The sequence below is a fragment of the Kitasatospora sp. UYEF31 genome, from assembly GCF_057291755.1.
In genome coordinates this window covers 1-12,498 of record NZ_JBXAWK010000071.1, presented here as the reverse complement: position 1 = coordinate 12,498, position 12,498 = coordinate 1, and the positions used below count along the sequence as shown (strand labels likewise).

Here is a 12,498-nt window from a genome sequence, read left to right as displayed (position 1 = left end):
AAAAGTGCGGAAAGTGCGGAAAAGTGCGGCGAAGTATGGATAAGTACGGGAAAGCTCGCCGCTGTTGCTGATCAAACGTCAGAAGGGCACGCCGGCGGTGAGGACGACGTTCGCGTACGGGGTCGCCTCCCCCGTCCGGACGACGGCCCTCGCCTGTGCCGTCAGTTCCTTCAGGCGGGTGTGCGGGGTCAGCTCGGTCGGGATGTCCGCGAGGAGCTTCCGCAGGCCGTCGAGCAGGTCCGGATCGCGGGCCTCCTCGGCGAACACGGCTTTTTCCACGACCAGTTCGCCGAGCACGGCGTGGAGTACTGGCAGGAACGGCGGGTCGCCGCGCCGCCAGACCAGGTCGATGGTCTCGACGCCGGGCGGCACTGGAAGTCCGGGATCGGCCACCACGAGCAGGTCGGTGTGACCGAGGGAGGCGATCACGTGGAGGAGCCTGGGGTGCCACAGTCCGTCGGGTCGCATGTCAGCCCACCACCGCGGCGGCCAGGAGCGCGTCCACCTCGGCGCGGGTGGGCAGGGCGGGCTGGGCGCCGGCCCTGGTGGTGGCCAGGGCACCGGCCGCGCAGGCCCGGCGCAGGGCTTCACGGGGAGTCGCGTGCGCCCCGAGCGCAAGGGTGAGTTCGGCGCAGAAGGCGTCACCGGCGCCGACGGTGTCGACCGCGTCGACCGGGAAGCCGCGCTGCACGACGTGCTCGTGGCCGTCGGCGGCGATCGCGCCGTCCCCGCCGAGGGTGATGACGACCAGGTCGGGGCCGAGCGTACGGAGCGCGTCCGCCCTGGCCGACCAGTCGGGGCCGCAGGAGAGCCCCGCCCCGTCGAGCAGGCCCGCCGCCTCGGTCTCGTTGACCACCAGCACGTCGACCTCGCGGAGCAGCGCGCCCAGGGCCACGTCCGAGTGCGGCAGCGGTGCCGCGTTGAGGACGGTGGAGACCCCGACGCCCCGGGCCGCCCTGGCCACCGCGAGGACGGTGGGAACCGGCACCTCGAGCTGGAGCAGCAACGCGTCAGCGTTCCGTACGACGTAACCGGCGATGTCGCCGCCGATCACCCGCTCCAGGGCCGCGTCGTCCAGGCGGCGGTTCGCGCCGGGCGACAGGGTGATGGCGTTCTCACCGTCGCACTGGACGACGATCAGCGCGACACCGGACGCGGCACCTTCGACCGTACCGACGGCTGAGTCGTCGACGCCCTCGGCGATCAGCCGTTCACGCAGTTCGGCCCCGAACGCGTCGTCCCCGAGCAGGCCCACCAGGCGCACCCGCGCACCGAGCCGGGCCGCCGCGACCGCCTGATTGGCGCCCTTGCCGCCCGCACCGCGTACGGCGTCCTCACCCGAGACCGTCTCGCCGGGCGCGGGCAGTCTGCGCACCCGGACCGCGAGGTCCATGTTAAGACTGCCGACTACGACCAACCGCTCGCTCATCCGTGTTCCCCGTTGTTCTTGGTGTGTTCCGGCACTGCGACTGTCAGCTCGTTCTGTTCCAACTGCTTTATCTGCGCTGCCTGTTCGGCCTCGTGCTGGGCGGCGCTCACATGTTCGCCGCCGGCCGGGTCGGGGCACCCGCACGAGCCGCGGGCGATGAGCCGGACCGGCAGGACGTCCCGGCTCGGCTCCAGGTCGGGGTCGGCCATCCGGGCGAGGAGGCGTTCGATCGCGGTACGGCCGAGTGCCTCGACCGGCTGACGCATCGTCGAAAGCGCCGGCCAGGTGTACGCGGAGGCGGCGATCCCGTCGAAGGAGACCAGCGCCAGGTCGTCCGGCACCCGGATGCCCAGCTCGGTGGCCGCCCGCAGCACGCCGACCGCCTGCTCGTCGGAGGTCACGAACAGCGCGTCCAGCTCTTTGTCCTTGGACAGCAGCGCCCGTCCGGCCAGGTAGCCGTCCCGGCGGCCGAACGCGCCGTGCAACAGCGGTGCCGCCTCCGGGCAGGCCTCCCAGCCGGTCCGCCCGCCCGAACCCGAACCGGCTCGCAGACCGGCCTCCGCCAGGCCGAAGCGCCAGCCGGCGACCCGGTGCACGGTCGGGTGGATGCCCATCGGCCCGGCTATGCAGCCGACCCGGCGGCGGCCGTGCTCCAGGAGGTGCGCGGTCGCCGCCTGTGCCCCGCCCACGTTGTCCACCAGCACCTGGGAGACGGTGGAGTCGTCAAGCTCACGGTCGAAGACCAGGCACGGCACGCCCGAGCGGTGCAGCTCGGCGCGCCACGTGCGGCTGCCGTGCGACGGGATGATCACCAGCCCGTCGACCTGCCGGTCCAGGAAGGTCCGGACATAACCGGCTTCGCGCTGCTCGTCGTCCACCGCGTTGCCGACCAGGAGCGTGTAGCCCGCGGCCCAGGCGTGGTCCTCAAGGGACCGGGCCAGCTCGGCGAAGAACGGGTTCGCACTGTCCGGGACGACAAGCCCCAGCGTCATCGTGTGGCTCATCCGCAGCGACCTGGCCACGGCGTTGGGCCGGTAGCCGAGTTGCTTGACGGCGACCAGGACACGCTCGCGGGTCGCCGGGGCGACCGTGCGCGGGCCGTTGTTCAGCACATAGCTCACAACCGCGGGCGAGGTGCCCGCAAGTCGTGCCACGTCCTGTCGCGTAGCCATGTCCAACTCCGATGATGTGGGGTTCAGCCCGGTTTGAATCCTTCAGCAACACGAGTTGGCAACTCGTGTTGCTGAAACGTTCCGAGGGGTGGGCGAAGAGCAGTATGTGAATCAACCGGCGCAACCGCAAGGGTGCATTTTGATAACGGGACTGCCCCGGGTCAGCGGTTTCCGGGGACGCGGTCCACGTACAGATCCCAGAAGCGCTTGGTGTCGAGGTCGAGGACGATCGTGGCCTTCTGGGTGCCGACCGGATTGTTGGGCTTGTTGAACTCGTTCAGGTTGTAGCCGACCGACCGGCCGTAGTTCGGGCCGAACGCCGCGTCGACGTCGACGTACCGCTCCTCGGACTTCGAGACCACCTTCGGGTCCAGGAGCAGCGCGGAGGTGATGGCGTCCCACACGAAGGTCGTACGGCCGGGGTTTTTGGCGAACTCGGGGCCCTGGATGTCCTTGAACATCTTCTTGACGGGCGTCTCCCGGCCGGCGATCACCCGGTCGTACTGCGCCTTGCCGTACAGGACCTTTTCGCAGACCTCGTTGGGGACGATCGTCTGTTTGCGGAAGGGGGTGCGCAGCACGATCCGGGCGGCCTCCGGGTCGAACCACCAGTTGAACTCGGCGGCCGGGCTGGTGTTACCCGGTTTGTCGAACGCGCCGCCCATGTAGATGACTTCCTTGACCAGCGGCACGATCTCCGGGTGCGTCCGGACGGCCAGCGCCAGGTTCGTCGCCGGGCCGATCTCCAGGATCGTCACCTGGTTCGGGTAGCGCTTGACCTGCTCGACGATGAAGTCCGCGGCGGCCTGGCCGGACGGCTTCGTCTTCGGGTAGCCGCCGTACGGCGGCTGAGGCAGCTTCAGGTAGGACTCCGGCCGCGCGCTGTCGAACGCGCCGGCCCACGGGACCTTCCCGTACAGCGCGTTCTCCGCGGGGAGACGCTCCTGACGGTTCGGCATCAGTGGCTCGCCCGCACCCGGGATGACCGGGATGTCGCTGCGCTTGATGAGCTCAAGTTGCTTGAGGGCGTAGGCGGTTCCCTCCTCTACCCAGGTGTTGCCCGATACGACGGTCACGCCGAGCAGGTCGACGTCGCGCTTCTGCGCGAGCATGAACATGGTGACGGCGTCGTCGTTCAGCTCGCCCATGTCGGAGTCGATGATGACCTTCGGGCCATTGTGTCCGGCGGTGCTGACGTCATTACTGGCGGAACGATCCTGCTCAGCAGCCGGGGGGCTGCTCGGCGATTCGGCCCTGGGCGCGGCCGAAGCCACCGCCACCGGGGCGAGGATGCACAGTGCGGCGGCAGAAGCGAGCAGGTGTGAGCGTTTCATCGAATTCCCTCCGACACGGACACGGGGACGTGCGACACGGATTGGCAACACGGATTGGCAACTCGTGTTGCGGCGGGAGTATGGGGCGCAACCGGGGCAACAGCAAGAGTTCCCGTCAGTGCGCTGTCCGCCGTGACAGCACCGTGTCCAGCCGTGCGTCAGCCCGGCCGCGGGCGGACAGCGAACGGGCCGCGCACTCAAGACGAGTGCGCGGCCCGGAGCCGGTCTGGATGGAACGGACGAGGATCAGTGGCGGGCTACCCGGTGGTAGGGCACCGCACCGCCGAGGTCCACCCTGGCGTGGCCCGCGACAGCGGTCTTCGCCGTGGCGAGGGCCGGGCGCGGCGTGGACTCCCGGGCGGCCTGATCCGGGTGGCGTTCCCGCCAGTAGGGGTTTTCGTGCGGCAGCCCGCCGCTGACGCGGCCGTACATCCCGAACGTCACGATGAGCATCCCCATCACGAAGCTGAAGATGACGTTGCTCATCCGGAAGTCCAGGAAGTTCGCCGACCGTTCGAGGACGGTGAGGTGGTAGAACCCGCTCAGTACGAAGAGGGTGCCGACCACCATGTTGAGGGTCGACGCGAAATTGCCGCCGACCACGGCGCCCACAACGAGGACCGCGCCGACGATCACGGAGATCAGGCTCAGTACACCGTTCGTCGACAAGCCGGCGAGTTCAGACCCGCTGGTGCTGAAGGGGCGCAGGTTGTCAGTGAACCCTAGAACGCCGAACACGATGAGGACGATGCCGCAGAACGCGGCACCGAACCGGTAGACGGTCCCCAAGCGGTGGTCGACGGGTAGTTCGTCCTGAAGCTTCATCGTCTTCTCCTCCTTGGACTCGCTGATTGAGCGGGAGGCCCTGACTCCTCGTTTCAAGTGTGGGTCCATCCGGCCGGGGGCGCATTCCAGCGGGCTCCGGGCGGGGCCGCTCAGACCGCCGCGCCGCCCGGCACGTGCTCGAAGACCAGGCTCGTCTCGGCGTGCGCGACCGCGGGGTGGGAGCTGAGGTGCTCCACCACGAAGTCCCGCAGTGCGTCGGAGGACGGTGCGGCGACGTGCAGCAGGTAGTCGTTCTGACCGGCCACGTGGAACAGTGACAGCACGCCCGGCAGGGTGGGGGCCACCCGGCGGAAGTCGTCGATCTGCTGCCGGGTGTGCGCCCGCAGCTGGACGGCGATCAGCGCTTGGAGCACCAGCCCGAAGGCGGCCGGGTCGATGTCGGCGCGGAAGCCGCGGATGATTCCGCGCTCGCGCAGCGAGCGCACCCGTCCCAGACAGGTCGAGGGTGCGATGCCCACGGCGGCGGCGAGGGCGTTGTTGGGCAGCCGTCCGTCCAGGGCCAGCGCGTGCAGGATCGCGAGGTCGATGTCGTCGGGGCCGGGCCGCCCGGCCCGCATTTCGTTCGGAACACCCATACCGGAAGCACTCCGTCCATGAAGTTTGTGGCATTGAATATGCAATTTTGAGAATGTTATTCAACTCTATTGTGAACTATCGGTCGTTTCTTCATCCTCGGGAGTCATAGAGCCGTATTTGTACCGATGAGGAGGCAGCCCATGACCTGGGAAGGCCAGCTCGACACCCTTGCCGTGCACGCCGGTCGCGAAGACCTCGCACGCTTGGGAGTGCACGTACCGTCAATCGACCTCTCGACCACCAACCCGCTGCCGGGTGTGGACGTCGGCGGCGATTCGTACGAGAACCTGGCCACGGGCGGCATTCCCGCGGAGGGCGGCAGCCTGGTCTACCAACGGTTGTGGAACCCGACCGTGGCGCGCTTCGAGCAGGCGCTCGCGCGCCTTGAGGGCACGGATCAGGCGGTCGCGTTCTCCTCCGGCATGGCCGGGCTCAGTGCGTGCCTGCTCGCCACGGCGGCGGCCGGGAAACGGCACGTGGTCGCGGTCCGTCCGCTGTACGGCGGTTCGGACCACCTGCTCGCCACCGGGCTGCTCGGCACCGAAGTCACGTGGGCCGACGCGCAGGGCATCGCCGCCGCGATCCGCCCCGACACCGGGCTTGTCATCGTCGAGACGCCGGCCAACCCGACGCTCGAACTCGTCGACCTGGCCGACATCGCCGGACAGTGCGGCGACGTGCCGTTGCTGGTCGACAACACCTTCGCCACACCCGTGCTCCAGCAGCCGGTGCGGCACGGCGCGACGCTGGTGTTGCACAGTGCCACCAAGTTCATCGGCGGGCACGGCGACGTCCTGGCGGGCGCGGTCGCGACGACCCCGGAATGGGCCGCGCGGCTGCGTCAGGTCCGCGCCATCACCGGCGGTGTCCTGCACCCGCTGTCCGGCTACCTGCTGCACCGCGGTCTCCAGACGCTGCCGATCCGGGTCCGCGCCCAGCAGGCGAACGCCGGGAAGGTGGCGACCTGGCTGGCCACCCAGCCGGAGGTCAGCGCGGTCCACTACCCCGGGCTGCCGGAGTGCGACCCGCTGCACCTGGTGGGCCGTCAGATGTCCGGACCCGGCTCAGTCCTGGCCTTCGAAGTGCGGGGCGGGTATGAGGAAGCGGCCCGCATCGCGGGCGGCTGCGGTCTGATCACCCACGCGGTGTCGCTGGGCGGCGTGGACACGCTCATCCAGCATCCGGCCTCACTCACCCACCGCCCGGTGGCCGCCGAAGCCAGGCCCGGGGCCGGACTGCTGCGGATCTCCGTGGGCCTTGAGGACCCGGAGGACCTGATCGCGGACCTGCGCAACGCGCTCACCGGCGAAGTCTGAGCCACGCCTCAGCCCTGGCGGGCAGCCTTCGCGATGTTGCGGGCCATGCCGCCGAAGACGATGGCGTGGAACGGCACGACACTCCACCAGTACGCGTGCCCGAACAGCCCGCGCGGGTGGAACAGCGCGCGCTGCCGGTAGACGGTCCGGCCCTGGTCGTCCTGTCCGGCGTACATCTCCAGCCAGGCCAGACCGGGGAGCCGCATCTCGGCGCGCAGACGCAGGAGCCTGCCCGGCTCGATCTCCTCGACCCGCCAGAAGTCCAGCGAGTCCCCCACCCGCAGGCGGGCTGCGTCGCGGCGGCCACGGCGCAGCCCGACCCCGCCCACCAGCCGGTCGAGCCAGCCGCGCACCGCCCAGGCGAGGGGGAAGGAGTACCAGCCGTTGTCGCCGCCGACCCCTTCGACGACCCGCCACAGTGCCTCCGGTGACGCGTCGACGGTCATTTCCCGCAGGTCGGTGTAGAGGCTGCCGCCGGCCCAGTCCGGGTCGGTGGGCAGCGGGTCGCTGGGTGCGCCGGGCACCGCGGCGGAGGACCAGCGGGTGGTGACCTTGGCGTCGCGCACCCGTCGCAGCGCGAGGGAGAGCGCCGTGTCCAAATCGAGCAGCGGTCCGGGCAGGTAGTCGGCGATGTCGTGCTCGTGGCAGACGACTTCGTGGCGCAGCGACTCGGCGAGCGGCCGGGCGATCGACGCGGGCACCGGGGTGATCAGGCCGACCCAGTGGCTGGAGAGCCTCGGGGACAGCATCGGCACGGGCACGATCAGCCGGTGGGGCAGGCCGGCGACAGCGGCGTAGCGCTGCATCATCTCCCGGTAGGTGACGACATCCGGGCCGCCGACGTCGAAGGTGCGGTTCACGTCGTCGGGCAGTGACGCGCTGCCCACGAGGTAGCGCAGCACGTCGCGGACGGCGATCGGCTGGATGCGGGTCCGCACCCAGCTGGGGGTGACCATGACCGGCAGCCGCTCGGTGAGGTAGCGCAGCATTTCGAACGAGGCAGAACCTGAGCCGATGATGACGGCGGCCCGCAGCACCGTGGTCGGCACTCCGGAGCCGAGGAGGATGCGGCCCACTTCGGCCCGTGAGCGCAGGTGCGGGGACAGTTCCTGTTCCGGGACGTCGTCTGGGGTCAGGCCGCCCAGGTAGACGATGCGCCGGACACCGGCCGCACGGGCTTCCTCGCCGAAGATGCGGGCGGCCCGGCGGTCGGTCTCCTCGAAGCCGCGCCCGGTGCCGAGCGCGTGCACGAGGTAGTACGCCACGTCGACGCCGGCCATCGCGGCGCGCACCGAGTCCGCGTCGCCCACGTCACCCCGGACCACCTCGGCGCGCTCCGCCCAGGGGTGGTCGCGCAGTTTCCCGGGCGACCTGGCCAGGCAGCGCACCCGGTGCCCGGCGTCCAGGAGCTCGGGCACCAGCCGACCGCCGATGTAGCCGGTCGCACCGGTCACCAGGCAGCGCGGGGCCGGTCCGGTGTCGCCACTGTGCAGGACACCGCTGTGTACGACACCGCTGTGTACGACACCGCTGTGTACGACACCGCTGTGTACGACGCCGCTGTGTCCTGCGGCCTCATCCGCCTCATCCGCTTCATCCGCCTCGTTCCGTGTCACCGCTCCACTCTGCCCCGCTTCACGGGGTTCCGCGCTTTCGGCAGGCACTGGATACGCCGCAGGCCCCGGTCCCGTTCCACCGGTCCGGGCCTTCGTTGTGCGGGGCCGCTCAGCGTGCCCGGCAGGCCCTTTTTTCCGCCGCCGGATGTGTTCCAGGCAACGCCCGCGCGCAGCACAGTGCCGCCCGGCAGGCCGCAGCACGGACTGCGCCGCAGGCCGGCCGTACGGTCGCCGTGGTTTTCACGGGCTGACGGCAAGCACCAGATAGGCACCGAAGAGCGCCAGGTGCACCCCGCCCTGGAGCGGTGTGGCCCGGCCCGGGATCACCGTGAGGGTGCCGACGACCATGGTGAGCGCGAGGAGCACCATGTGGTTTGCGCCGAGGCCGAGTTCGAGCGGTCCTGACATCCAGAACGACGCCACCGCGACGGCGGGGATGGTCAGACCGATGCTGGCCATGGCCGAGCCGAGGGCGAGGTTCAGGCTCGTCTGCACCCGGTCGCGGGCGGCCGCGCGCACTGCGGCGATCGACTCCGGCAGGAGCACGAGCAGCGCGATGATCACACCGACGACGGCGGCCGGCAGCCCCGCGGCGGCCACGCCGCCCTCGATCGCCGGGGAGATCGCCTTCGCCAGACCGACGACCGCGACCAGTGCCGCGCCGAGGAGTGCGAGGCTGGTCAGCGCGTCCTTCTTCGACGGCGGGTCGGCGTGTACTTCCTCGTCGATCACCTTGCCCGCCGACGTGATCGGGAGGAAGTAGTCACGGTGCCGGACCGTCTGGGTGGCGACGAACAGTCCGTACAGGCAGAGGGCGGCAAGGGCGGCGAACACCAGCTGGAAGGTGTTGAACCGCGCGCCCGGGGTGCTGGTGGTGAACGTGGGCAGGACCAGGCTCAGCGTCGCCAGCGTGGCCACGGTCGCCAGGGCTGCACCGGTGCCCTCGGCGTTGAACACCGCCACCCGCCGCCGCAGCGCGCCGACCAGGAGGCACAGGCCGAGCATGCCGTTGACGGTGATCATCAGGGCGGCGAACACGGTGTCCCTGGCCAGTCCGGCGTTCTTCTCGCCGCCGTCCGCCATGAGTGTGACGACCAGCGCGACCTCGATGATCGTCACCGCGACGGCGAGCACCAGCGAGCCGAACGGTTCACCGACCTTGTGGGCGATCACCTCCGCGTGGTGCACCGCGGCGAGGACCGCGCCGGCGAGGAAGCAGCCGACCACGGCCACGGCCAGGCCGGGCAGCGAACGCCCCCAGACGAAGGGCAGCAACACGACCGCGAGCACCGGCACGGAGACCGTCCACTGCCTGACGGACGCACTGACTTGAGTGATCATGCTGACGATCCTTACAGACCGATATGCACTTTGTGCTGATAAATTACTGAAAAGTCAGTCTTTGCTGCTAATTGGGAATAGACAGCAGAACGCCGTACGGGCCAAAGTCAGCTGAGTCCGACTCCGGCCCGTACGGCGTTCGGGCACTGCCGCACCCGGCTCAGATCAGCCGGCGCTGCCCTGACTCTGCTGCCATTCCTCCCAGTACTCCCGCGCGATGCTGCGGATGCTGTGGCCGATCTTGAGGTAGTCGAGGTCGTCGAGGTTGGCGAGTGAGACGCGCACGGACCACTCGGGGCCCTCGAACCCACCGCCGTTGAGGAGCACGACACCGGTCTGGTCGGCCAGGCGGAAGAGGAAGTCCGTGGGCTCGTAGGCACCCTGGAGGAAGGTGCTGAACCCGGCGCCGAAGACGCGTTCGGCCTCCGCGAGCAGGTCGAGTTCGATGTAGTAGCCGGCCCGCCCCGGATCGTCCGCGATCTTCAGCTGCGCGCCTTCGAGCAGCAGCCCGAGCCTGCGCTGGACGATCTCCTGCACCAGCTTCTTGTACGCCTGGCCCTCGTCGAGCATCCCGAAGAGGGAGAACAACGCCATCTGGACCTGCTGCGGAAGACTCAGCCCGGCGGTGTGGTTCAGCGCGACCTGCCGCGAGTCCGCGACCAGACGGTCGATGAACCTGATCGACCCCGGGTCGAGGGTGAGTGTGCCGTACCGCTCGGCGAGACGCTGCTTCTCCGCGTCGGGGAACGCGGTGATCATGTCGTCGATGATGTTGTCGTCGTTCAGGCCGATGACACCGAGCCGGTGACCGGTGGCGCCGAAGTGCTTGGAGAAGGAGTACACCAGCAGGGTGTTGCGCGGCAGGTCGGCGGCGATCGTCCGGAAGCCGTCCACGAAGGTGCCGTACACATCGTCGGTGACGATGACCAGGTTCGGGTTGTCGGTCGCGACGATGTCGCGGATCTGCTTGCTGACCCGGTCCGACAGTGCCAGCGACGGCGGGTTGCTCGGGTTGACCAGGCAGACCATCTTGACCGACGGGTCCGCGAGTTTCGCCACCTCCCCGGTCGAGTAACGCCACTCCCGTACGCCTGATTCGGCGAACATGTCGGCCTGGACGTAGACGACGTCGAATCCGTAGGTGTCCAACTGCGGGATCTCGATGTACGGCGTGAACACCGGCACCATCAGCGCGATGCGGTCGCCCTTGTGCAGGATCCCGTTCTTCATCAGGGAGTCGAAGATGTAACACATGGCGGCGGTGCCGCCTTCGGTGGCGAACAGGTCCAGGTTCCCGGCCGGCTGCTCCGCACCGTGGTAGAGCTCCTGCTGGAGATAGCCGCGGACGACGTGTTCGATCTGGACCAGCATCCGGTCGGGGACCGGGTAGTTGTCGCCGATGATGCCGTCGACGAGCTCGTGGATCCACGCGTCGGCCTCGAAGCCGAACTTCGCGGCGCCCAGGCGGACACAGTCGGCCAGCTGGACGGCCCCCGGGAGACCCGGATTGGCGTGCAGCCACGCATCGAACCTGGCGGCGATGCCGGCCTTGTCGGGCATGCCGCCGAGGTTGTCCGCAGTCCACACCCGGCGGCTCTCCCCGAGGGCGAAGTGGCCGAGCGCGAAGTACGCCTCACGCGGTCCGGTGGCGATCCAGTTCGGGTTGCCGCGCCCGGCGTTGAGCATCGCCCGGGTGGTGGTGCCCTTCTGTCCCGGCTCGTCGGCCTGGACCCGCCGGGCGAGTTTGATGAGCTCGTTCTTCAGCTCGAACGGGCTGAGTGTGCCCAGGCGTTGCATCTGTTCACGGGTGAGCGGGGCGGCGGTCACGGGGTTACTCCTACCGGGGGAAGGGTCAACGGGTGAGCGGGAATCGGGGGGTGGGCCGCACATCAGTGCGCGAGCGGGAATCAGTGCGTGAGCAGCACGATGATCGATCCCCACACCGTCAGCAGCACATTGCCGGTGGCGTACGGAACGGTGTAACCGAGGGACGGCACGTTGGACTTCGACGCCTCGGTGATGGCGCCGATGGCCGCTGTGGTGGTCTGGGAGCCCGCGAGCGAGCCGACCAGGATCGGCATCGGCAGCTTCAGGACGAAGTGCCCGAAGAACAGACCGACGAGGAGCGGGATCACCGTCGCGGCGGCACCCCACAGGAGCAGCCCCCAGCCGGCCTGCTTGAGGCCGTCGACAAAGGTGGGTCCGGCGTTGATGCCGACGACGGCGACGAACAGGCACAGACCGAAGGTGTCCATGAACCACTGGGCGCCGGGCGGCACATTGCCGAACACCGGGTATCTGCCGTGCAGCCAGCCGAACACCAGGCCCATGATCAGCGCGCCGCCCGAGGTGGACAGGCTGATGGGCACACCACCGGCGTGCAGGGCCGGGATGCCGATGCAGCCGCCGAGGAAGATCCCCAGGCCGACCCAGATCATGTCCGTGGTGTAACTGGTGGGCACGGGTGTGCCCACCAGTTGGGCCGCCGGTTCGACCAGGCGCTCGGGCCCGGTGAGCACCAGGGTGTCGCCACGCTCGATCTTGCTGGTCAGGCGGTAGTGGTACGGCATGCCCGCGCGGGACATCGTGTCGATGTACACACCCGCCATGAACGGCTCGGCGCGCAGTTCGGCGACGGTCCGGCCGATCTGCGCCTTCTTGGAGGCCACCACCGCTAGCCGCTCGGTGCGGTAGGCGAGGAGTTCGACATCGTCGGCCTCCAGGCCGATGGAACGCTCCGGGTCCAGGGCGACGATGTCGGGGCGCAGTCCGCTGAGGAAGTTTCATCGTGATTCGTGCAGGTCACCGGGCCTGGTGTGACAAGTCGTTGGGGTGCTCGCGCAGCTCAGCACGGTGATCGTTGCGGGG

10 protein-coding genes and 1 pseudogene are annotated in these 12,498 nt (G+C 69.3%); 1 reads left to right on the top strand and 10 read right to left on the bottom strand.

Annotated elements, in window-relative coordinates; translation table 11 throughout:
* Nucleotides 1-78 precede the first annotated feature (78 nt).
* The 6 genes from rbsD to AC0Z36_RS25885 form a co-directional block, all read right to left on the bottom strand.
* A complete protein-coding gene (gene rbsD, locus AC0Z36_RS25910) occupies nucleotides 79-468 on the bottom strand; it encodes a D-ribose pyranase (RefSeq protein ID WP_485465469.1) in 390 nt (129 codons plus the stop codon).
* Nucleotide 469: 1 nt separating this feature from the next.
* The gene (locus AC0Z36_RS25905) at nucleotides 470-1,429 is read right to left on the bottom strand and encodes a ribokinase (protein ID WP_485465468.1); all 960 of its coding nucleotides are present in this window, start codon (nucleotides 1,427-1,429) and stop codon (nucleotides 470-472) included.
* Nucleotides 1,426-2,601 (bottom strand): LacI family DNA-binding transcriptional regulator, encoded by a 1,176-nt coding sequence (locus AC0Z36_RS25900; RefSeq protein WP_485465467.1) that lies wholly within the window; start codon nucleotides 2,599-2,601, stop codon nucleotides 1,426-1,428. Before AC0Z36_RS25900 ends, AC0Z36_RS25905 begins: the two co-directional genes overlap by 4 nt.
* 161 nt (nucleotides 2,602-2,762) lie before the next feature.
* Nucleotides 2,763-3,935, bottom strand: a complete 1,173-nt coding sequence (locus AC0Z36_RS25895; RefSeq protein ID WP_485465466.1) for a nucleoside hydrolase — start codon at nucleotides 3,933-3,935, stop codon at nucleotides 2,763-2,765.
* Between the two features lie 246 nt (nucleotides 3,936-4,181).
* Nucleotides 4,182-4,760, bottom strand: a complete 579-nt coding sequence (locus AC0Z36_RS25890; protein ID WP_485465465.1) for a DUF4383 domain-containing protein — start codon at nucleotides 4,758-4,760, stop codon at nucleotides 4,182-4,184.
* A 110-nt stretch (nucleotides 4,761-4,870) separates the two neighbouring features.
* Nucleotides 4,871-5,356, bottom strand: a complete 486-nt coding sequence (locus AC0Z36_RS25885; protein WP_485465464.1) for an Lrp/AsnC family transcriptional regulator — start codon at nucleotides 5,354-5,356, stop codon at nucleotides 4,871-4,873.
* Between the two features lie 141 nt (nucleotides 5,357-5,497).
* On the opposite strand from AC0Z36_RS25885, the gene AC0Z36_RS25880 reads away from it, so the two are divergent.
* Nucleotides 5,498-6,673, top strand: a complete 1,176-nt coding sequence (locus AC0Z36_RS25880) for a trans-sulfuration enzyme family protein (protein WP_485465463.1) — start codon at nucleotides 5,498-5,500, stop codon at nucleotides 6,671-6,673.
* An 8-nt stretch (nucleotides 6,674-6,681) separates the two neighbouring features.
* Here AC0Z36_RS25880 and AC0Z36_RS25875 read toward each other — a convergent pair whose 3' ends face one another.
* From AC0Z36_RS25875 to AC0Z36_RS25860, 4 genes and pseudogenes are all read right to left on the bottom strand, one after another.
* Nucleotides 6,682-8,166: an SDR family oxidoreductase gene (locus AC0Z36_RS25875; protein WP_485465481.1), complete on the bottom strand. Its 1,485-nt coding sequence runs from the start codon at nucleotides 8,164-8,166 to the stop codon at nucleotides 6,682-6,684.
* Between the two features lie 363 nt (nucleotides 8,167-8,529).
* Nucleotides 8,530-9,630 (bottom strand): calcium:cation antiporter, encoded by a 1,101-nt coding sequence (locus AC0Z36_RS25870; RefSeq protein ID WP_485465462.1) that lies wholly within the window; start codon nucleotides 9,628-9,630, stop codon nucleotides 8,530-8,532.
* A gap of 165 nt (nucleotides 9,631-9,795) precedes the next feature.
* Nucleotides 9,796-11,427 carry a bifunctional aspartate transaminase/aspartate 4-decarboxylase gene (locus AC0Z36_RS25865; RefSeq protein WP_485465480.1) on the bottom strand — a complete coding sequence of 544 codons (1,632 nt, stop codon included), beginning with the start codon at nucleotides 11,425-11,427 and terminating at the stop codon, nucleotides 9,796-9,798.
* 110 nt (nucleotides 11,428-11,537) lie between these two features.
* Nucleotides 11,538-12,407, bottom strand: a pseudogene (locus AC0Z36_RS25860) (aspartate-alanine antiporter-like transporter); the annotation flags it as partial.
* Nucleotides 12,408-12,498 lie beyond the last annotated feature (91 nt).

Excerpts from the sequence above, each read along its gene's own strand:
- rbsD (WP_485465469.1), bottom strand. The coding sequence starts at position 468 with ATGCGACCCGACGGACTGTGGCACCCCAGGCTCCTCCACGTGATCGCC.
- AC0Z36_RS25905 (WP_485465468.1), bottom strand. The coding sequence starts at position 1,429 with ATGAGCGAGCGGTTGGTCGTAGTCGGCAGTCTTAACATGGACCTCGCG.
- AC0Z36_RS25900 (WP_485465467.1), bottom strand. The coding sequence starts at position 2,601 with ATGGCTACGCGACAGGACGTGGCACGACTTGCGGGCACCTCGCCCGCG.
- AC0Z36_RS25895 (WP_485465466.1), bottom strand. The coding sequence starts at position 3,935 with ATGAAACGCTCACACCTGCTCGCTTCTGCCGCCGCACTGTGCATCCTC.
- AC0Z36_RS25890 (WP_485465465.1), bottom strand. The coding sequence starts at position 4,760 with ATGAAGCTTCAGGACGAACTACCCGTCGACCACCGCTTGGGGACCGTC.
- AC0Z36_RS25885 (WP_485465464.1), bottom strand. The coding sequence starts at position 5,356 with ATGGGTGTTCCGAACGAAATGCGGGCCGGGCGGCCCGGCCCCGACGAC.
- AC0Z36_RS25880 (WP_485465463.1), top strand. The coding sequence starts at position 5,498 with ATGACCTGGGAAGGCCAGCTCGACACCCTTGCCGTGCACGCCGGTCGC.
- AC0Z36_RS25870 (WP_485465462.1), bottom strand. The coding sequence starts at position 9,630 with ATGATCACTCAAGTCAGTGCGTCCGTCAGGCAGTGGACGGTCTCCGTG.
- AC0Z36_RS25865 (WP_485465480.1), bottom strand. The coding sequence starts at position 11,427 with ATGCAACGCCTGGGCACACTCAGCCCGTTCGAGCTGAAGAACGAGCTC.